Annotated in this window: 17 protein-coding genes and 1 CRISPR repeat array (1 of these 18 only partly in view); of the genes, 6 read left to right on the top strand and 11 right to left on the bottom strand. The window is 35.8% G+C overall.

All coding sequences use genetic code 11. The annotated features are described in order from the left end of the window. Nucleotides 1-3,465: a CRISPR direct-repeat array (repeat unit 37 nt; unit sequence GTTTCAATCCTTGTTTTAATGGATCTTGCTCACGAAT) (it extends 3,715 nt beyond the left edge of the window). A 112-nt stretch (nt 3,466-3,577) separates the two neighbouring features. The 9 genes from cas4 to MSBR3_RS15175 all read right to left on the bottom strand — a co-directional run bounded on the left by cas4 (nt 3,578) and on the right by MSBR3_RS15175 (nt 12,651). Beyond that, nucleotides 3,578-4,285, bottom strand: a complete 708-nt coding sequence (gene cas4 / locus MSBR3_RS15215; RefSeq protein ID WP_080942327.1) for a CRISPR-associated protein Cas4 — start codon at nt 4,283-4,285, stop codon at nt 3,578-3,580. Between the two features lie 14 nt (nt 4,286-4,299). Beyond that, on the bottom strand, nt 4,300-4,590 hold the full coding sequence (gene cas2, locus MSBR3_RS15210) for a CRISPR-associated endonuclease Cas2 (RefSeq protein WP_048109044.1): 291 nt from the start codon (nt 4,588-4,590) through the stop codon (nt 4,300-4,302). A gap of 99 nt (nt 4,591-4,689) precedes the next feature. Further along, nucleotides 4,690-5,661, bottom strand: a complete 972-nt coding sequence (gene cas1, locus MSBR3_RS15205) for a CRISPR-associated endonuclease Cas1 (RefSeq protein ID WP_048109043.1) — start codon at nt 5,659-5,661, stop codon at nt 4,690-4,692. Further along, entirely contained in the window at nt 5,649-6,308 is a 660-nt protein-coding gene (locus MSBR3_RS15200) for a CRISPR-associated endonuclease Cas6 (protein ID WP_048109042.1), read from the bottom strand. The genes cas1 and MSBR3_RS15200 overlap by 13 nt, the downstream gene beginning before the upstream one ends. A 1-nt stretch (nt 6,309) precedes the next feature. Further along, nucleotides 6,310-8,745: a CRISPR-associated helicase/endonuclease Cas3 gene (locus tag MSBR3_RS15195; protein ID WP_048109041.1), complete on the bottom strand. Its 2,436-nt coding sequence runs from the start codon at nt 8,743-8,745 to the stop codon at nt 6,310-6,312. After that, a complete protein-coding gene (gene cas5b, locus MSBR3_RS15190; protein ID WP_048109040.1) occupies nt 8,720-9,421 on the bottom strand; it encodes a type I-B CRISPR-associated protein Cas5b in 702 nt (233 codons plus the stop codon). Before cas5b ends, MSBR3_RS15195 begins: the two co-directional genes overlap by 26 nt. A gap of 9 nt (nt 9,422-9,430) precedes the next feature. Then, a complete protein-coding gene (gene cas7b / locus MSBR3_RS15185) occupies nt 9,431-10,426 on the bottom strand; it encodes a type I-B CRISPR-associated protein Cas7/Csh2 (RefSeq protein WP_048109039.1) in 996 nt (331 codons plus the stop codon). Continuing rightward, nucleotides 10,423-12,288, bottom strand: coding sequence for a TIGR02556 family CRISPR-associated protein (locus MSBR3_RS15180; RefSeq protein ID WP_048109038.1), 1,866 nt, complete (start codon nt 12,286-12,288; stop codon nt 10,423-10,425). The genes cas7b and MSBR3_RS15180 overlap by 4 nt, the downstream gene beginning before the upstream one ends. Before the next feature lie 27 nt (nt 12,289-12,315). Next, nucleotides 12,316-12,651, bottom strand: coding sequence for a hypothetical protein (locus MSBR3_RS15175; protein WP_048109037.1), 336 nt, complete (start codon nt 12,649-12,651; stop codon nt 12,316-12,318). A gap of 595 nt (nt 12,652-13,246) precedes the next feature. On the opposite strand from MSBR3_RS15175, the gene MSBR3_RS15170 reads away from it, so the two are divergent. Then, nucleotides 13,247-13,519 (top strand): helix-turn-helix domain-containing protein, encoded by a 273-nt coding sequence (locus MSBR3_RS15170; protein ID WP_048109036.1) that lies wholly within the window; start codon nt 13,247-13,249, stop codon nt 13,517-13,519. 563 nt (nt 13,520-14,082) lie between these two features. Here the strand turns inward: MSBR3_RS15170 and MSBR3_RS15165 are convergent. Then, nucleotides 14,083-14,805 (bottom strand): DNA alkylation repair protein, encoded by a 723-nt coding sequence (locus MSBR3_RS15165; protein ID WP_048109035.1) that lies wholly within the window; start codon nt 14,803-14,805, stop codon nt 14,083-14,085. A 446-nt stretch (nt 14,806-15,251) separates the two neighbouring features. Between MSBR3_RS15165 and MSBR3_RS15160 the strand changes: the two genes are divergently transcribed. Next, nucleotides 15,252-15,746 carry a GNAT family N-acetyltransferase gene (locus MSBR3_RS15160; RefSeq protein ID WP_048109034.1) on the top strand — a complete coding sequence of 165 codons (495 nt, stop codon included), beginning with the start codon at nt 15,252-15,254 and terminating at the stop codon, nt 15,744-15,746. Between the two features lie 313 nt (nt 15,747-16,059). Here the strand turns inward: MSBR3_RS15160 and MSBR3_RS15155 are convergent, their stop codons facing one another. Next, nucleotides 16,060-16,416 carry a hypothetical protein gene (locus MSBR3_RS15155; RefSeq protein WP_048109033.1) on the bottom strand — a complete coding sequence of 119 codons (357 nt, stop codon included), beginning with the start codon at nt 16,414-16,416 and terminating at the stop codon, nt 16,060-16,062. 498 nt (nt 16,417-16,914) lie between these two features. On the opposite strand from MSBR3_RS15155, the gene MSBR3_RS15150 reads away from it, so the two are divergent. The 4 genes from MSBR3_RS15150 (at nt 16,915) to MSBR3_RS15140 (ending at nt 21,187) form a co-directional block, all read left to right on the top strand. Beyond that, nucleotides 16,915-17,742 carry an ABC transporter ATP-binding protein gene (locus MSBR3_RS15150; RefSeq protein WP_080942326.1) on the top strand — a complete coding sequence of 276 codons (828 nt, stop codon included), beginning with the start codon at nt 16,915-16,917 and terminating at the stop codon, nt 17,740-17,742. Nucleotides 17,743-18,261: 519 nt separating this feature from the next. Then, nucleotides 18,262-20,070, top strand: a complete 1,809-nt coding sequence (locus tag MSBR3_RS15145; protein ID WP_080942325.1) for a glycosyltransferase family 4 protein — start codon at nt 18,262-18,264, stop codon at nt 20,068-20,070. Next, the gene (locus MSBR3_RS20760) at nt 20,067-20,228 is read left to right on the top strand and encodes a hypothetical protein (RefSeq protein WP_196296963.1); all 162 of its coding nucleotides are present in this window, start codon (nt 20,067-20,069) and stop codon (nt 20,226-20,228) included. The genes MSBR3_RS15145 and MSBR3_RS20760 overlap by 4 nt, the downstream gene beginning before the upstream one ends. Continuing rightward, a complete protein-coding gene (locus MSBR3_RS15140; RefSeq protein ID WP_048109032.1) occupies nt 20,183-21,187 on the top strand; it encodes a galactose-1-phosphate uridylyltransferase in 1,005 nt (334 codons plus the stop codon). Before MSBR3_RS20760 ends, MSBR3_RS15140 begins: the two co-directional genes overlap by 46 nt. Nucleotides 21,188-21,351: the final 164 nt, after the last annotated feature.

Raw genomic sequence — 21,351 nt, 5'->3', positions numbered from 1 at the left:
AGACCTGTTTCAATCCTTGTTTTAATGGATCTTGCTCACGAATTGGATCTACAATTGATAAGTATAATATGAAGGTGATGTTTCAATCCTTGTTTTAATGGATCTTGCTCACGAATTCATTAAGTGTAAGGAATCACAAACTAAAGACTTGAGTTTCAATCCTTGTTTTAATGGATCTTGCTCACGAATTAACCTATTGTTGATGTATAGCTCCCGTCTCTTCCAGTTTCAATCCTTGTTTTAATGGATCTTGCTCACGAATGTGTCCGTAATCATATGATATATACAACGATAATAAGTTTCAATCCTTGTTTTAATGGATCTTGCTCACGAATAATAAAAAAGAGAAATTATTTTTGTTTTCCTGCAAAAGTTTCAATCCTTGTTTTAATGGATCTTGCTCACGAATACTCCTGTAAGTCCCTGGCTCCGAACCACTCGGAACGTTTCAATCCTTGTTTTAATGGATCTTGCTCACGAATGGTCAAAAACCGTTTTACCGGAGGGCTATTAATTGGAGTTTCAATCCTTGTTTTAATGGATCTTGCTCACGAATACCCCTTTTATTCTGGATGCACCGTTAGCTTTTTTAAGTTTCAATCCTTGTTTTAATGGATCTTGCTCACGAATTCATCTGAATATACACCCCCGGCTTCCTGATTTTCATGTTTCAATCCTTGTTTTAATGGATCTTGCTCACGAATATGATTCTTTGCACAGCTTGCAAGTCTGCTATCCTGAGTTTCAATCCTTGTTTTAATGGATCTTGCTCACGAATTTCTTTTAAGGAGTAGGCAAAATGTCAGATGATTATAGTTTCAATCCTTGTTTTAATGGATCTTGCTCACGAATATGTTCAGAGGTTGAGTGATGAAAGAACGCTCAAAATTGTTTCAATCCTTGTTTTAATGGATCTTGCTCACGAATGCTTCAACTCTTTTATTCTGATTTCATTTTCTTTGTTTCAATCCTTGTTTTAATGGATCTTGCTCACGAATGTTTCAAGAAATTTTAACGTTGTATCCCAATCACGTTTCAATCCTTGTTTTAATGGATCTTGCTCACGAATTGAAATCAGTTGTTGAATTGCCTGCTTCGCTTGTGGTTTCAATCCTTGTTTTAATGGATCTTGCTCACGAATATGGTACTCCCTGAAGAGCTTGTAGGCGGTTGGTGGTTTCAATCCTTGTTTTAATGGATCTTGCTCACGAATCTCCTTCTAGATAGTCGAATTCTTCAGGGAATAATTCAGTTTCAATCCTTGTTTTAATGGATCTTGCTCACGAATCGTTCTCTAACTTTCGATATGAAATTGAATCTAAGTTTCAATCCTTGTTTTAATGGATCTTGCTCACGAATGCCTTTGATTCTTGATGCACCTTTTGCGATTTTAAGTTTCAATCCTTGTTTTAATGGATCTTGCTCACGAATAAAACCAGCAGAAAGACTGAGCAAGTAGAGGATGATGTTTCAATCCTTGTTTTAATGGATCTTGCTCACGAATATGGATGGTAGATAACTATGGTTTATATAGTCTGTGGTTTCAATCCTTGTTTTAATGGATCTTGCTCACGAATTTGTTACGTCTTTTTTGACACCTGTGAAAAATTTGTTTCAATCCTTGTTTTAATGGATCTTGCTCACGAATGTAAGGAATCTGAAACAAAAGACTTGATAGCTAAAATGTTTCAATCCTTGTTTTAATGGATCTTGCTCACGAATTTAGTAGATACTTCGTAATTAACTTGTATATATTTGTTTCAATCCTTGTTTTAATGGATCTTGCTCACGAATATTTCGGTTTTTGCATTCAAGAAAAAGATATTTGGGTTTCAATCCTTGTTTTAATGGATCTTGCTCACGAATAAAGACTGGTATAGACTACTTTGCCGAGAAAGTATGGTTTCAATCCTTGTTTTAATGGATCTTGCTCACGAATATTTCATATTCAAAGTGTAGTGGCTCAACAGTACTTGTTTCAATCCTTGTTTTAATGGATCTTGCTCACGAATTTGGCATTACTGTTGCGGTTATAATGGCTTTGTTAGTTTCAATCCTTGTTTTAATGGATCTTGCTCACGAATATTACGATGCTGCAAACTGCCGGAGAGAATGCGCTGTTTCAATCCTTGTTTTAATGGATCTTGCTCACGAATGAAGATGAAAGGGAACGAGTACGAAAGATGATGGGGTTTCAATCCTTGTTTTAATGGATCTTGCTCACGAATTCATAATCACCTGTGCCGTCGCCAGCCACATACTTTAGTTTCAATCCTTGTTTTAATGGATCTTGCTCACGAATAATTAAAAACGTTAGAGGGAAGTATGCACATCTCCGGTTTCAATCCTTGTTTTAATGGATCTTGCTCACGAATTCAAAAACTCTGCGAGAGAACCACGTTCTGAAGGGAGTTTCAATCCTTGTTTTAATGGATCTTGCTCACGAATAATTTTTTTCACATTTACTTACTGTCAGACACATAGGTTTCAATCCTTGTTTTAATGGATCTTGCTCACGAATATAACCATTTGCAGAGGGGATCACCACCAGGAATGTTTCAATCCTTGTTTTAATGGATCTTGCTCACGAATCACGATGACGGTATACGACTATATCTCCAACTACGGAGGTTTCAATCCTTGTTTTAATGGATCTTGCTCACGAATTTTCCTGATGGAATTTCTATAGGCCCGTTAGTAAGTTTCAATCCTTGTTTTAATGGATCTTGCTCACGAATAATCCTATGCTCTCCACCGTTTAACTCTATAAGAGGGTTTCAATCCTTGTTTTAATGGATCTTGCTCACGAATCTGGCACACAACATTCTCAAAATATGGAACTGTTATGTTTCAATCCTTGTTTTAATGGATCTTGCTCACGAATAAGTGATTGACTACTTAATAATTGATTGAAGGTGAGTTTCAATCCTTGTTTTAATGGATCTTGCTCACGAATTTATTCGGCAACTGCAACTGAAGATGCTGCAATTAGTTTCAATCCTTGTTTTAATGGATCTTGCTCACGAATCGTAGCAGCAGCCGCTACATAACTAAATAAAAGTAAGTTTCAATCCTTGTTTTAATGGATCTTGCTCACGAATCCGGATTAAAAGACGACAACGGTACGATAAAACTGTTTCAATCCTTGTTTTAATGGATCTTGCTCACGAATAATACCACTCAATCGGTACAGAAACCTATACCTTAAGTTTCAATCCTTGTTTTAATGGATCTTGCTCACGAATCTGCCTCTTTTAATTGCTTCTTCTAGAACTAAATTAGTTTCAATCCTTGTTTTAATGGATCTTGCTCACGAATTAATCAGTTCTTTAGCTCCATCAGATAACTTAAAATGTTTCAATCCTTGTTTTAATGGATCTTGCTCACGAATTCAGAATGTGCTTCTAGTTCTGATTGTACAGGCTGTAGTTTCAATCCTTGTTTTAATGGATCTTGCTCACGAATAGGGCAAAAATTTCCGCTATTTGCCCAGAAAAGCTCTGAAATAAGCCCTTTTTTGGGGCGAAAATTCTTGCTGGAAAATTATCAAACCCTTTATAAATACAAGAAAAATTTCTCATACGCAGATATTTCGGTAACAGCAATCTACGCATTTTCTAGAAGATTTAGTAGTTTTGGGATATAAGCCTTTTTGAACAATATCGATTATTTCCTCAATAATTTTCTCAGCCTTTTTGAAATCAGAAGTAGTAATTTCCATTTCTTTGACAAGGCTGTTACTGCGGGTAAAACAAATGTAAGCACGGTTTACTTTAATACTGTAATTTTCCCTAATCAAAAGAGCCTGCAAAACCAGTTGAAACTTATAGGTTTTAAAAATCTTGTCTTTATACTCAGCGAATTTGTACTCAAGAGGAGCAGCAGTACCGTCTTCAAGAAAAAGTACCTCATCAACTATTCCTTTTATATGGTATTGTTTTGAAGCAATGAAGACGTCGCTCTCCTTCCTTATGCAGTTAAGTTTCTTCCTTACGTAATCCCTGTTGGTCAGTTTCCTTGTTTCATGGACCTCACGGCCTTTAATAACTTTAAACCTTTTCTCTTCATGCTGAGGAATATCAAGACAATACATATAGTAGATAAAACGGGAGCAGTAAAGGTATTCGAGAACGTCTGAAATTCGGATTATTGATCCGGAATCGTTTTCAGAAACGGGTTCAAGGTATGCCTCTTCTTCATTCTCCGGATCATCTTCAGGAGCTATATTTCCTTCACAGTCTGTTTCAACTCTTTGCTCGCCTACCGTACACTCAGAATCAGTCATGTTTACCTCAAAACTCAGAAGAATTTTGTAATCACTTCATCACTGACAAGCTCCTTATCAAAAGCCTGACCAAGCAGCTGGACTTTCTTAAATGACTGTTCGTCCATCGGGAAAATGTATACAGAATCACGTTCGGTGTCGATCAGTTCTTCACACTCAAGGCCCAGAGAGTCTCTGTCATTCGTATTTAAGTCTCCAAGAAAAACACTTTTCTGAACCCTATAAAGCCCATAGCTTTTACAGCGGTCACTTACTTTCTGGCGAGTCCTGTTATCTGTAATGTCATATATTACCCAGACAAGCAAAACCAATCCCCTCATTCTTATTTTTATTAAATTTTCACTTTATCGAATCGTTAAGTTACCTTTTCACAGACTTACACCATTATTAGTGCGTTGAAAGTTTTATTTCCCGATCAGGCTGTTTGCAATCCTGTGACAGTCAAACTGGATTGTATTTCCAATTTTTATGTTTCTTCCCTTGTAGCTTATTTCTTTATCAAAAGTTTCATTGACAGCCTGGATGAGGACAGCTTTACCTTCTTTGTTAAGAGTCATCCCATTCGGGATTTCATCAAAAAAGCTGTCTGAAACCTGCTTTTTCGAGAAAAGGTTGAAAACTGTTCTGTCAATGTGGATGCGGTACATCTCAATAAGGTCAAACACAAATGACTTTTTGTTATAGTCATCCGTATGATTGAAGCCGACATAAGGATCAAGTCCTGCTATAATGCATGCTTTTTCCACCTTTGAGTACAAAACCCCATATCCGTAGTTCAAAAGGCAGTTGAACTCATCCTTTGCAGGGTTCCGGCTTCTGCCGTTGAATTTCCACCTGTCAGGCAAAAGAAAACTCAAAGCCTCAAAATAGTGTCTAGAAGCCATTCCCTCAAGGCCCATGATTTTTCCCCGCATCTCGTCAAGTTTTCCTTCAAGAGTCTCAAGCTGGGATTTCATGTCTTCCATTCCGGAAATGTAGTCGTCAAGTTCGTCCTTCTGGTCAGGCCTGTTCTTTTTGAGGTCTTTCAAAAAAAAGATCTGGCTGTCAATCTTCTGTTCAATCCAGCTTTTTGCAAGCCTGAACCCTTCAGGCTCTTCCGAAATTTCGAGTTGCCTTCTTCTTATGTAGGTTGTGCTTCCAAGTTTTGAGTGCCAGACTCTGCCGTAAGGGTCTCCGAAATTGTCCAGAAAAACAATATCGATATTGTTTTCCACAGCAAATTTAATGGCATCGGTTGTTATAGTTGCAGAAGTTGTAATCAGGATGCTGTCAACTTTCTTTTCAGAAACTTCAAAGGTCTTGTCGTCAACTTTTACAAGGAAACAGTTGTTCTGCTTTTTTAGAAATGAACCGTGGGTGTTGATTACAAGCTGCATCTTTTCACCGTTCCAAAACCGCGAGATACCGATTTTCCAAGACCGAAATAGTCGGGGATGAGGAAATTTACCATGAATTTTCCTTTAAAAGTAGCAATTTTTACTCCTTTCATTCTACTGCTACCTGGATACAAATTTATCTCGCATTTGATTTTTTCAGGAACAGTATAACCAAGAGACTTGGACATTGAAAGAATGTTTCCAACAAGAGTTTTTCGAAGGAGTTCTTTTTGTGTGGTAGAGTCCATCCTCTTGTATTTGTCAGTAAAATTTTCTTGGTTTAGGGCAAACCAGGGAGTTTCGAAGCTGTATGTATGGAATTTGTCTGAAATACCGAAATCCTGCTCTTTAAGGGATATTTTCTTTTCCAGGATTTCATATGTGGATTCACCTAGCTCTATTTTTTCATATTTATTGAAAATTTCCTGCAGAACTTTTACACCCTCATTTACCCCGAAAACTAGAGGAATGCCTTTCAAAATTTTATATTGGACTAAAGGATACGTATAGATTACTTTATCACAGTTATGTTGATGCAAAAGCGTATATTCATTAAATCGGGTTGCGAAAAAACCCCGAAGTTTTGAGGCGTTTGTTCCTACTTTTCGGTCAGGAACAAGTGTTAAAGTTAGCGTTTTGACTTTCATGTCAATCACACATCATTGTGGACTTTAATTCAAAAACAAAACCGGTTTCAGGATCATAATAATGCTTTATTTGTTCTAAAGGAATATATCCTATGTTAAGATCCTCTAGTTCTTCACAGGGAAAGTCTTTTTTAGGCACCGAGATGATGTATTCATTGAATTTTCTCCTGATGGACAGGAATTTCTCTTTTCTATCCAGTGGATTTTTAAGAGATTTCATTACAGTGTACTCTTTCCATATTTCAGCCGCTTCTGTATCATTTTCTACAAACACATCTATTTTTTCGTATCCGGTTTTGTCATCTATTAACCTGAAATCAGATGTAAGAGTTTTGAATTTAAGCTCATTTATGTATGAGAGTAGCTCTTTGGACTCATCTTCACTTGAAGTATCTTTAACTTTCCTGAAATAATTATTATTTAAAAAGAGAAGATCTTTTTCATAAATTTCTGAGGGAAATTCCTTCAATACTTCTTTTGTTTTGTCGATGAGAAAACTCGAATATATATATCGATGAAACTCTTTCCTTTCATCTTTCAAAACCACAATATTTACTTGTCCTCGATAACTTTTTGAAGAATTCCTGTTACATCGCCCTGAAACCTGATTTATTGAATCAATTGTAGCAAAATCCCTATAAACAATATCTACATCGATATCTACTCCAGCTTCTATAAGCTGAGTGCTAACAATAATTTTTCTTTTCTCCGACTTTTCTTTAATTTCCTTAATTTTCTTAAGCCTTTCTTTTGGAATAATATTAGTCGAAAGATAATAATAATCACTATTTTCTAATTTTAAACTTTTTAAATGGTTGAATATCTCCAAAGAAGATTTTATAGTGTTAAATACAAATAAAAAATTCTTATCTATCTTCTCTTTGACTTCTGAATCAATTATTCCCTTAAATTCATCCAAATTCATTGGATTCAGAGTTATTTTCAGCTTAACTCGATCAAATTCCCTAAAATAAGTATCTTTATTTTTTACCAGCTCAACGATTTCTCCTTTTTCAGGATCAAAAATGAGAGGTTGAGTTGCTGTTACAAAAATGAAGTATGTATTAAAATATTCTGCAAAACCCGAAATGACTTGTTTTAACAGTAACCAGTACTTATGAGGAATTGACTGGACCTCATCAAGTATTACAATCGAATTTGCAATTGTATGAAATTTCCTGAGTGAGCGATTTTTATTAGACACGATTGTGTGGAAAAACTGGACAAATGTAGTAACGATTATCTCAGAGTTCCACCCCTCGATTAAAAATAAGCTTTTAAGTCCTTCAAATTCTTCATCATCTTGAGTTCTATAAAATATATCTGCTAGGTGATGATGTTTAAGTAGTACATCTTCAGAAAGATTTGTGGTCTCAACTGTTTTAAAAACGTCTTCAAAAACGTCATAATTCTGGTCTATAATACTCAAAAAAGGTAAAGAATAAATTATTTTCGCCTTGATTCTTTTTTCCTCTCTTAATCTTGCTTTCAATTTTAATGCAAAAGAAAGTGATGTGAGAGTTTTTCCTGAACCTGTAGGGACACTTATTGAATATATTTTTTTATCAAGATCAAGATTCTCAATATTTTCTGTAACTTCCTTATAAATCTCGTTACGCACTTTATTCATTGTACTTTCATTATTTTGGAAACCTTTTTCTACCTTGTATTTATCCACAAGTTCAGGTGAAATTTCTATTTCACTGGAAACATCAATAGAAGACGCATCTATCTTATCAGAGTTGATAAGAATTGAGTAAAGAGTTAATGTAATTAAATAATAGCCTGTAAATTGCTCCTCTTTAAGCAATTTTATGAATTTTCTTTTACTTTTTAAAATTTCTTTAGCGATGGAACGGTACTCGTTGCAAAAAGTATCTATGTCAAAAGGAATACCATACTCATCGAGTAGCTTTTCATATACTGCTTTTAATTCACTTGTATCTAATGACTTTATTTGAAGATCAATAATTTCGAGAGTGTCTTCATCTATTAGTTCTCGTATTTCATCCTCAGCATTTTTTAAGTTTCCATGATGCTTTTTTACAATGAGATATCCTATGGTAGGAATATATTCCAGAATATTTTTATCCTTAAGTGAACCTACATATTTTTCTAATATGTAATAGGTAAAGATAGCTGAGATCAGGCCATGATGATATTCTCTTTTATTTCTTAAGCTCCTCTGTATAGAAGGATTAGTCTCAAAGAGATATCTCTGAAAATACTTCGTGCCTTTCCCAAAATCGTGGCAAACTCCTATAAGAAATGTTATTTTAGAAAAAGTATTTTCATCAATCCCAAACTTTTCCAATGATAAACTTTTCTCTTTACTGGTCGAGATAGATTTGTTCCCTACATTGGATAAGTGTTTAAATAATATTTTTTCGGGATGGGAATAAAGATGGAAATCACATGAAGATAATTCCTTCACCATTCTCAAGTCTCCAGAGACTATTTACACTTGCAAGGATGCATTTTGCATTTCTTTCGAACAAGACTTTGCCATATTCTATAACTTCTCTATTTGGAAGCATTTCTATTGGAATAGTCTCCGAAAAATACTCTTTTCCTTCTTCAAAACTGATTTTTATTAGCTCTTTTTCAGGAATTACAGAATGGATTTCCCTTTCAGAATCTGAAAGTTCACTGACAGCTTCCATTTCTCCTATGAATTCATAATTGGCAATATGTTCACTCAGACCGAGGCACAGAGTATACACTGATTTGTGTTCTTTTAACATAGAGTAAAGTTTGTTATATACTTCTTCAGAGGAATGAGAAATATAAACCCTATATTTTACATCTTTCAACACTTCGAATCTTATCTGGGTTCTGGTCTTTATTCTGCTCATTAAAGGAGCAATTTTGGTGTCGATTAAATTTTCTGCAATTCTGGTCTTTTTGATAGGAGAACTTATTTTTACCGTAATATTTGCTTTTTCTTTAGAAAAATACTGCAGATACTCATCTTTGCCAAACCCTTCTATAGCACCAATCATTCCCGCAATAGCCGTTCTAGGAGGAATAGAATATGTAAGGGGAGAAGTTGTAGTATAGTGTTTTCGGAAATGACCGAATTCTCCCCATACATCGAACACTAATACTTTCATGTTCTTAGCTCACATTGATAATGTTTCAGTATTGATCCCGGCTTCCATAAGGCTTTTTTCGAGATCAATCTCTTCTCCACCATATGTAAACGTAATCGACCCGTCCGAGCAAATCTGGGCATTTTCAATTTTATCTTTATTTTTACCCAATACATCAATCAGTCTCTGGATTTCAATCCTTACTTGTGAGATATCCCGAATCTCTTCATCTATCAATTCAGACTTAAGACTGAAAAGGTTGTTCAGATCCCCAATATGATAATTTCCCTCTTTGTAGTTTACTTTGAGCAGGAGGCGGGGAATCTGCCCGACTTTTGACCTGGAAATAAGGTTCTTAGTTCCATTCCACATTCCATCAAGAAGCAGATCTATATCTTTCTCCGAAAGTTTCGTGTCCTTAGCCGCATTTTCATTAATAATTCCGTAAAAATTTATCAAAGAATAAGGTAAGAAATCCTCTTCACGGAATGTTTTTTGAGTAGCTCCTTCCTTAGAAGCAAAAGCTCCTGTTCCACGGAAATGTTTTGTGAATACCTTGTGCATTGATCTACCAATCTTAAACTGTACAGGTCCAGTGTGAGTTATTGATCCGGTTTCAGTTTTAGTTTCAGTTTTATTTCCCTTTTTGACTTTAAGTTCAAGTGGAACAGTCCCTCCAAATAAACGAACGTCAATACAATCATCCAGGAGTTTTTCATTAATGGCTCTTTTACCAGTTTCGAATGAATCAAGAGGTTCGTCAATTGTCAAAAAATCTCTTGCCCTCATTTTTGCGTCTTGAATAGAACCGTTTTCATCCGAAATTTCTCTAACAAAAATTTCTTTCCCTTTAAATTTGTAGAGATGATCACGAATTGTTCTCTTAAATCTGACATCTGTTACAAGGTTTATTCCGGTCTCTTCGTCAATACGTGGCTTGTTTTCATCAAGTGGATCTCCGTTTGGATTTCCATCTTTAATATCATACAAAAATACAATTTCAGATCTTCTGTTTACTTCAGTCATTTTTTGTCTCCTTTTTCAGGTTTAGGTGGCTTTAAAAGGTTTGACAGATTCATACCTAAAACAAAATAAAAACTGATTTCATCGTTTGACATTTTCCAACCAGTCCCAGATTGAATCATGTATTTTGCGATCAGGTACTCAAGTTCTTTATAATAATTAGCATCATACTCTTCAAGTTTATTTATAATTTCAGGGAAGATTCTCTTCGTATAACGCTCGTCAAAACTCAGACCTCGAAGTTTAGTTCTGAAAGGAGTGCTTCCACGCTGAAATTTCTGAATATTTAGTAAATACTGGGCAAGTGTACCTTCTAAAAAAATAGCCTTCTTTGCATCAGTATTGAAAAAATGTTCAAATTCCGAAAAGATAATGTTTGTTCGCTCCTCATAGCCATCGTTTTCCTTTAACGTCGTGTCACTTAATAAACTCGATAAATCCGTAGAGTTCACACACTTACCTCCTGTATAATTTCCAAGCAAACATAAGTTACTTAAAAAATCTAACATTTGGAATCCCAGATATAGAGAATATTTTGTTGGGTTTTCGCTCCTGAAATCTTTCCTAATACGCCGCATAATATACTTTAACAAAAAATTATAATCAATTGATGCTCCTGTAAACATCCCGTTTGTAATTTCTAAAAAATACTTATCTAAATCGGGGTCATCTAAAGTATTCGGGAAGAACCATCTTACGTTACCTAATGTGAATTGGATGGATTTCTCTTCAGTATCACTAAAATAATAATTTCTAAATATTTTCCTTTTGTCAACAATTTCTTTAGATCTGAAAAGTTCTCTTAACCTTGAAGGAAGAACATCTTCTATATACAAAAGAATTCGATATGCTGAATTGGATTTTTCATAAAATTGAAAATTGAAATTGAGATAATCATCCTCTTCACTTAGAATTTCAAGGATATCGCTTTCATTATCCTGTAAGAAATTTTTATATTCTTTATTAAATGCAAATTTTTTCTCATTGAATTTCTCAAAAATATCAAAAAGGTTCTCGCTAGTACTATTATTAAGCAGCTTAGGAATAAGGAGGAAATTGAATCCATAAAAACCAAAAGACATATACTTTTCGATATATTCTTTTCCCGCTGTAATTTTCAAGGCACATTCAAGACAAACGGGATTATTTTTCCATGCCTTGCTTTGGTCAAATCCTCCACTAACAAATCCTCTTTTATCTACGGTATAGAATTCATAAGGCGTAACAAAACCATAAACCTCTTTATGTGTTTTGCAAACAGAACATAGTTTATCATCGGCTTTAGAAATAATACTATATTTACTGTAAAACTTAGAAGCCCCATTGTTTTTAAGGATTTTACGAAATGCTTCAAAATCTCCTACATATCTAATGAAGTCATTTTCTTCCAGAATTAAGGTTAATATTGAATTTTCCTTTGCATCGATGGAATTAATTTTAGGTTCAAGCTCTAAGAGTATTTTCTTTTCATTCTTCTTTATACAATCTCCAAGAAGCTCTAAAAATTGGACTTCTTCACTGTCTAATATAGGCTTTGCTTCTTTCAAAGGCTTTGAGAACCAGCTTATAATCTTGTTAGAGAATGTTTTTTTGATTTCTGTGACTCGCGCAGTAGGAGTAATGTCTGGGCCATTAGAGGACCCTCTCTTATATAGGTATTTTACAATTTTTTCTTTTGAGTACTCCTGATGCTCGATTTCTTTAAACTCAAAATTTCCATCACTATAAGTTATCTTAATACAGAGCACATGCTTATACGTCTCATTGCTTGCTGGGTTTTCAACTAAAATTGATACAAAATCATTTAAATCCTTGTTTTCTTTTTCGAGCGCATACTCACCAATTTCTTTCATCGCTTCGATCATATTATTCACATCATTTGCACATACTTTTTACATTAAATAGTGAATAACCATGTAAATAACTATATAAAAAAGAGTGTTAAGGAAGATATATATTTGTCTATTTACAACTAAATCTATAAATGTTACAGTTTTTTTTATTTCTGTAACTTTCATCTTTGGGGTAATATCTTGATAATTAGATAATCTTCTCTTATAAAGAGACATTACGATTCTATCCTTTAAATATTCTTGATGTTCAGTCTCCTCTAATTCAAGATTTTCTTTGATAGACGTTACCTTGAAACGGAATATATTTTTATGATTCTCATTATTTGCAAGATTTTCAACTATGAATGATAAAGGGTCTTTTATTATATAATTCACCTTCTATTACACATATTTCCTACATTAAACAAAAGACAATCATGCAAAATTAAATTAGAAACGCTTATATAAATACCTATCCAAAGAAATATATTAATTAAGATATGCATTTATTTGTGTACACTAATAAATATTGTTTAAATATCGTATGAAAAAACTATCCTTGTTTTAATGGATTTTGAGCATTAATGTATGGATGGTGCTCACTACACATATTTCTTACATATTTCAACCCTTATTATAATGGATCTGAGTTTACTCTGTTATAATTATCCAATCTATTTATATTCATAGGTTTATTTGTCAAACTATATCATGTCAATAAATTGTCGTATATCACGTACTCATGTTTACAGTTCATTGATTCCAAAGTATGTTAGAAATGAACTTTTTGAAAACTACGGAAAGCACGGAAGACATAGAATAATAAGTAGCAATAACGTGGTTTTTCTGTGCGTTCCATGTTTTCTATGATTGTAATACTCAGATCGAATCACTTTGCGATTTGCTCCATTTTGCGTGTTATAGAACTCCATATGACTTTAAAATAATATTTGCTTCATAAGCTGTAATTATTTTCTCGTTATGTATTTATTTGAAAATCGACGCACTAGAAAACAAGAAACTGATACTTGAAGAGATCCAGAAAGGAGTTTCTTCGGTTCCCAAAATTGCGGCGACTGCCGGAATTTCTAAAGGAATGACTTACAACCACCTTCGGGAACTCAAATCAATGGGATATAGCCGATGGAGAAAATGGATACACTATAACGGACGCGGGAAGAATAGCATCGATTTGATTTTAAAAACCAGGTGTAAAAATCGTCTTGGTCAGATCAATCAGCAAATACCTTTTTTGGCCAGATAAAACTTTCAGCAGCCTGTTATCTTATTTCTCTCTTAATTGTTCACATTTTTTCTCAAAAAATGAAATCCAAATCAACAAAAAAACTTACATAATTAACAAAATTTTTAGAAAATCAAGATGGGAAAAACGTTATTATTAAAATTTCTCGAAGTGTTACATTCGTAACATAGCTGGGTAAATAGAACAAAATACTTGTGAAGAGATCCTTTTAACTGTAACGTAGACCAAAATTGTGTGAATGAGCTCCTGCAGAATTAAGTTGCAGGCAAAGATACAGGAACGAGAGGGGAACACTAGGGGAGTAAGGGACAAAGATGCAATATGGGGGTATTGTGTCTGAAAGGCTCCTTACTCCCTTTTACCTCTAATTCTCCGTCTATGGTCTAATTTTAGTCTAAAATCTATAACTTTCATCTGCAATCTGTATTTTTCATTTACAGCCTGCAATTTCATCTACAATCTCTAATTCATCTACAATCTCTAATTTCATCTACAATCTCTAATTTTTCGTCTTTAACTTCTAACTTTTCGTCTATAATCTCTAATAGTTGTTACATCTAACTTTATTTTTTCCAGTCTTTTTCCATAGCTCTGGCTTTCAAATCCGGTGGCATTTTCTCAATTGCGTATCTGAGTGCGGTTCTGGGCATCTCTTTTTTATTATTCATCACGTATTCGAAGACTTCCTGCATGTGTGGTTTACTGGCTTCTTTGAGCATCCAGCCGTAGCCTTTCTGGACCAGGTCTTCTTTATCCTTGAGCAGAATATCAGAAATTTCAAAAACATCTTTAAGGAAATTCCCTTTTCTGGCAGGCAGGACCAGGGTTACTGCAGCCGCTCGCCTTAGCCACATGTTGTCCGACAGGGCCCAGAGCTTGAGTTTTTCCACATGTGTCGGAAATTTCTCTATAAAAGAGCCTACTGCATGGTTGCATAGGCTGTCACATTTCGCCCAGTTGTTAACGTAATTTTCAACCCAGCGTTCAAAGGTAAAGAAATCATCCTCAGAGTAATCATTTCTGACCATGTAGGCCCAATCGGCTGCAATAAAGGCTTCCTCGCAATAATCGGACCTAAAGAGTTCCTCGCAAAGGTCAAAGATTTCTTTTTTGCCTTCGGACTTCATTTCATTAAAATAATTTTTTGCAATTTTCCCCACAATTGCAGTCTTTACTCCGTAGCAGTAGACTTCTTCTTTAAAAAACCGAGACGAACTGTTTTTTGTTTTCTCATCTGCGTTAAGGGCTAACTCTTCTCTAATTCTGGATATAATATTGGGTTCCACAGTTGTCTATTTAATAGGAGGCGTATTTATATCTTATTTATATATATTTGCATTATATTCATACTGATTCATGCTAATTCATGCTAATTCATGCTAATTCATCCAGATTCATCCAGATTCATCCAGATTCATCCAGATTCATACTGATTCATGCTAATTCATGCTAATTCATCCAGATTCATACTGATTCATCCAGATTCATCCAGATTCATCCAGATTCATACAAGTTCATACCAATTCATACCAATTCATACTGATTCATACTGATTCATACTGATTCATACTGATTCATACTAATTCGTGTTAACTCACATTAATCCATATTAATCCATATTAACTCATATTCCACTACGTTTTTACTTTTAAAATTCCCCTAATAATTAAAAGTGGAAATAAATAAAACAGAGCCTGAAAACATTTTTCATAGGGAAGTTCAATTTCTATTTATGCCCAGAGTAAAAATTCGCCCTCAGGAACTCTTTGATGCCAAATGCTTTTTTGACATAATTACGCATACAAATCTCGAGTTCATTGAGTTTCCTATAAAAACGCTTGACGAAGAAAGATATTTTCTGGGGCTAAATGAAACTAAAAGGAAGGCTAATTTTGAGTACAACTTTTCCATTCTCTATTACGGAAGACTTGTAGGGGCCTGCGGAATAAAGATCGACCAGCATAGGCCCTGGATAGGAGAAATCGGGTATTTCATTGACAGGGATTATCAGGGAATGGGGATTGCAACCGAGGCTGTAAGACAGCTTGAAAAAATAGGGTTTGAACAACTGGATTTACAGAGAATTGTCATCCTTATGGATACCCGGAACCTTGCAAGTGAGCGTGTAGCCCAGAAATGCGGGTATAAAAAAGAAGGCGTAATGAATAAAGTTCATCGCATAGGGGAAGATTATTATGACTGCTTTCTTTACGCAAAAACCAGGTAATGGATAAATAACGCAGCCTGAAATAAAATAAATCGGATGTTTCTGGAAGGTTGCCCGGAAAAAGCAAATAGTTCGGAATAATATAAAATTAAAACTCAGTTAGCCTCTAAACCTACAATGAGGGCCTGAAAAAACAGATAAAAAGCTTAAAAAGCACATAAGGGGCAGAAAAAGCATATAAAAGACTGAAAAAACAGATAAGAATCAAAAAATAGATAAGAAACAAAAAAACAGATAAGAAACAAAAAAACAGATAAGAAACAAAAAAACAGATAAGGAACTGAAACAGGCAGGCTGCACAGGCCTGATTGAATCAGACAATCCCTAGGGCCTGTATAAGGCTATTCCCATAATAGACGACCATAAGATTATTTGCGGTTACAAAGACTCCAACGGATTCTATTGTATGTTTCATGAAAGCCCATTTTTTCCCTGATGCTTTTATTAAAGGGGCTGCATAAAAAAGTAGGAAAATAAAACCTATTTTTACGAGTAAAAGGTAATATATACCGTAATTTTCTAGAATCATTGCAGGAATCGGATTGTACTCCATACCCTGAGGTAAGGCACAAACAGTAGAGACCCAATCTCCGATTACATAGAAAAGAATGATGAAACGTATTTCGTAGAGGTAAGAACTGAATGAACCCCGAGAATTGCAGACTTCCAACAAAGAACCCTCCCGAACTCCCAAGTTTTTCGGTAGAGGCAAAACTATATTATAAGATTATATACACGTAAGAAACAAAGACAAGAACCTAAAATAGAGATTAATAATTTTTAGAAAATTCCTGCTAAGAATCTTTAGACAATTCAGGGCACGAAAACACATTAAATGGACCTAAGTATGTCAGAGAACTTGCTACAGTGATTGGATGGTTATATCATAAATTATTCAAGTTTATTATTTCCTGCTATTATATTTTGAAAATGTAGATTGTAAACTGTAAACAATTATATCACAAAGTATATATTAGTCTGCTCTAAAAAAATTGAGTGAAGTTTTAATTCTCTACTTTCGTATTCAAAGTAATCTTATTTACAATATTCATATTCAAAGTATTCGTATTCGTATTATTCATATTCACAGCATTCATATTCGCATTATTCTTATTCACATTACTCATATTCATAGTATTCACCAAATTTTATCCAAATTTTCAGATAGATGGTAAAAATGACTCAAAACATGGATTTTCCAGGGAAGACTGATTCTCCTTCCTTGCTGGAACTGAAAAACGTAACCGTTGTCCGGGGCGGTAGAAAGATCCTTGACTCGGTGTCCCTGTCAATTGGGCAGGGAGAACATGTTGCAATTATCGGGCCTAACGGTTCTGGGAAATCTTCCTTAATCAAGACATTTACAAAAGAGTATCACCCCATTGCAGCAGTGGATGGACTTGTTATGAATATCATGGGAAAAGGGACCTGGAATGTCTTTGAGCTCAGGAAATTGCTCGGGATAGTCTCAGGTGACCTTCAGCAGACCTACTACCGTCAGGTTAGTGTGCTGGATGTCGTACTTTCAGGTTTTTTCAGCAGCATAGGAATTTACTATAACCATAAAGTTACCCCTGAAATGGAAACCAGAGCGAGAGAAGTGCTTGAATTTCTTGAGATCTCCCACCTTACAGACAGGCTGATATCCGAACTTTCTTCCGGAGAAGCCAGGAGGGTACTTATAGGTAGAGCTCTTGTACATGACCCCGAGGCTCTTATTTTAGATGAGCCTGCAAACAGCCTTGACCTTAAAGCCCTTCACAGCTTCCGCGAAATTGTTCGGAAAATTGCCGGCTCAGGAAAGAGTATCATTCTCGTTACTCACACCCTTGAAGATATCATTCCCGAAATTAACCGTGTGATCCTTATAAGAAACGGAAAAATCTTCATGGACGGAAAAAAGCAGGAAATCCTGACCGACGCAAACCTCTCGGAACTGTTTTCCCTCCCTATTGAAGTCGTGAAGAAAAACGGTTACTACCAGGCCCTGATCTGAGGAACAGTCACGGGATAAAACAAAAAAGCTGACAAAACGAAAATAACACAAGCTTATCAACGGTTTAAACTTATCAACAATTTAAGCTTATTATCATTATAAGCTTATCAACAGTTCAGACTTATCAACAATCCTGTGTAGTGTCAGGACACACTGATACAGAATACACTGATACTGAGTTCTTCTTTTTATCAGTGTCCCCATCATATCCGTGGTTTCTATGTTTTTCTTTTTCTCTTTAATCTCTATCTATCTTCAGTTATTCCAACAGATTGCAGTTAACTTCAATCTTTCTTTTATCTATCTTTTATCTATCTTTTATCTATCTTTTATCTATCTTTTATCTATCTTTTATCTATCTTTTATCTATCTTTTATCTATCTTTTATCTATCTTTTATCTATCTTTTATCTATCTTACATCCTTACAGTTTTATTTTCCGATTGATACACTTTAATACTCATACGTGAATTTAAACGTAAATTACAACTGCGTGGGGAAAGGCTCTGGGGGATTATAATTGGTAAAACATTTTGTCATAATTGCCGGAGAGGAAGCAGGCCCTAAATCAAATAAAATGGGTGGAATTTGGAATGTTATTCATGAAGAAGCACAAACTCTAGCTGCTCTATTTGGTTCGGGGCAATTGGATACAAAAGAAGATAAAGAGATACTCGTTGCAGGTCCTTATTATGCTCACAGGGGCGCAGATTGGAATAGGGGACTAAACCGAATTACGGATATGGGGGAATTTAAACCCCTTAATCCTGGTAAAGAACTTCGAAAAACCCTTGAATCCTTTGAAAACTCAGGTATCAAAGTTTTTACAGGAAGCAAGTCTGTAGGGAGCACGAAAATAGGTTATTTGCAGTTTCAAACCTCTGATTTTGGAAAAATACTTTCCATGTATCAGGGAAAGGAGATGAACCTTGAGAGCAGGGTCAAAGCTGAAGCATATGAACACTTTGGGCTTGATTCCCTGAGATATGAAAATATGCCAAATGGGCCTGAATATACCCATTATCTCTGCCTCTCCTATGCAGTTTCCGAACTTGTTCGGCTCCTTATAAGCTCAGACTCGGAAAATTTTAGAACATCCGACCTAACTTCAACTCAGGATTTTATTCCCTGTCCAGGCGTCTCTTTGCACTGTCATGAATTTGGAGTGTTTTATGCTCCATCCAGGCTTAAGAAACTTGGAATTCCGGTAAATACTGTCGCAACCCTGCATGCAACTCTGCCTGGAAGAACTGCAGGATACGACGCTATCCGGAAAAGAAGAAATAATGATAGTACATGGCCTCCAGGCGTGCCTGAAAACCTGGCTGCTCTTGAAGCTCTGGCTTCATACGCAGATACGATTACCTCAGTAGGAGAATCTACCCGACAGGAAGCCAGGCTCTTTTACGGGATTAACGGGATTGTAATCCGAAACGGAATAGCCATAGAATCCGATAAAATAAACTGGGACCTTAAAGAAAGCTCCCTTGAACGAATAAGAAAATTTCTTTCCGAAAACCTGTATAAGTACCACGGAGGGGAAAGAATAGAACCCGAAAAGATAATTCCGATTTTCACAATATCTCGCCTGGAGGTGGAAAATAAAGGATATCCGGATCTTCTCGATTCCCTTGTTGCGCTTGAGCACATAATAAAAAACAACATTCTCGAAGGGCATATGCAGGAGGAAATCAGAGTAATCTGTTTCCTTATTACAGCGGAAGGACCAAAAACAAACCTTCCATCAGGATTTCCTGTTAACCTGCCAAAAGAAGTGCTTGTAGGAAATGAACTGAGAATCCAGCAGATGATTGAGGAAAGAGGGCTTGATTTTCCAAAAATGGTACGCGGAAAACGTTCTGTTGCAGCACTTTTATATCCACAGATTCTTTCAAGCTCGGACGGAGGGTTGGGGATGGAAGTTGGGGAATTTATGGCAGGCTGCTGTGCAGGAATTTTTCCCTCTCGTTATGACCCCTTCCTGCTCACAGGACTTGAAGCCGGAAAAGAAGGAACCCCAAGTGTGGTCAGCCGGGTATGCGGCTTCAGTGACGCCATAAAGACAATTGAATCCCTTAAAGAAGCTCTTGGAGGAGTAATAGTAGTAGACAATATCGACCTCTCTTACTACGAAACAGTTCTTGACTACGCCCTGGCAGTCAGTTATTTTACACGGAATTTCATAGAAGATAGGGTAAAGTATAAACTCCTCTGCAGGGAAGCCTTCCTCCTTGCAAAAGATATGGATTGGAAAGCTCCTACCGAACAATATTACGAACTGATAAGCGGAGCTCGGTTTTGTAAACAGGAAAATTCGACTGACAGATGATAAAAGAAGTTAAAACATCAAAAGATGTTAAAATATCAAAAGATGTTAAAATATCAAAAGAAATTAAAATGTCCGGAAAAAGCGAAAAGAAATATAATGAGGTTTTTCTGAAATGTCAGAAATCAGAAAGCATTACTTTCTTTCCGAGTACTGTATAATTGCTGAAGAAAGAGCTGAAAGGCCTTCGGATTTCGCAGTTGCGGCTGATGATCGTGGGAAAAACGACTCTCATAATTGCCTTTTTTGCGGAGGAGCCGAGGAAAATACTCCTCTTGCTACTGCTGTCTATAAAAACGGGAAAACCTACTCAGATACCCCTGAAAAAAGGGTACGCAACTGGGATTTCCGCTGTTTTCCCAATCTTTATCCTGCCCTTTCACCTGTGCTCGGGTCCCAAGAGCAGAAAGAAAACGGGCTGCAGGCTGAACCAGGGTATGGATTTCACGAAGTTATCGTAGAGTCGCCTTTGCATGGGAGAAGGCTTGAGGACTTTTCCAATTCTGAAATTTCAGCACTCATGCAGGTCTATAGAGACCGCACATGCAGTTATGCGACCCGTGAAAATATACGCTACATTTCCCTGTTTAAAAATTCCGGGAAAAAAGCAGGGGCTTCAATTAACCACCTTCACAGTCAACTTCTCGCCTTGCCGTTTTGTCCTCCTCCTCTAGAAAGGGAATTGAAGGCCATCAGGAAAATAGAAGAATGCCCTTACTGTACCATATTTGACCTGGAAGAAGCGTCTCCTCGTTTAATATCTAAGAACAGCGAATGGATAGCCTTTACTCCTTATTATTCAACCGGGCCTTTTGAAGTGTGGCTCCTACCTAGAAAGCATGTCAGCTTTCTTGGCGATTGCAGTGACAAACTTCTTTTTGCTCTGGGGGATATCTTGAAAGCCATTCTCAAAAGTTATGGACGAGTTCTCGGAAACCCACCCTTTAATTATATGTTTTACCAGCTTTCCGAATCTCCTGAATATCACCTGAACCTTCGTTTGCTCCCCAGGATCTCTATTAATGCGGGTTTTGAACTCAATACAGGAAGTTATATCAATACGGTTTCTCCGGAAAGGGCAGCCTCTTATTTGAGGGAAGACCTTATACATGGAGAATGAAGCTTGTAAAACAAACTGAAAAAGAGAAGTCGAAGAACTATTTTAATTCCTAGTCAATGTTACTGCAAAAATTTACAGATATGTTTATCTACCATTAAAAAGGAATAAAGTTAGTAAAGTATAAAAAACCAGATTCTAACGCAAAATTGTTTTCATGTTACGTA

The organism is Methanosarcina barkeri 3, from assembly GCF_000970305.1.
In the GTDB taxonomy this organism is placed as follows: Archaea; Halobacteriota; Methanosarcinia; order Methanosarcinales; family Methanosarcinaceae; genus Methanosarcina; species Methanosarcina barkeri_A.
Note: the sequence above shows the minus strand (reverse complement) of the source record. Positions and strands in the feature narration are given on the sequence as shown.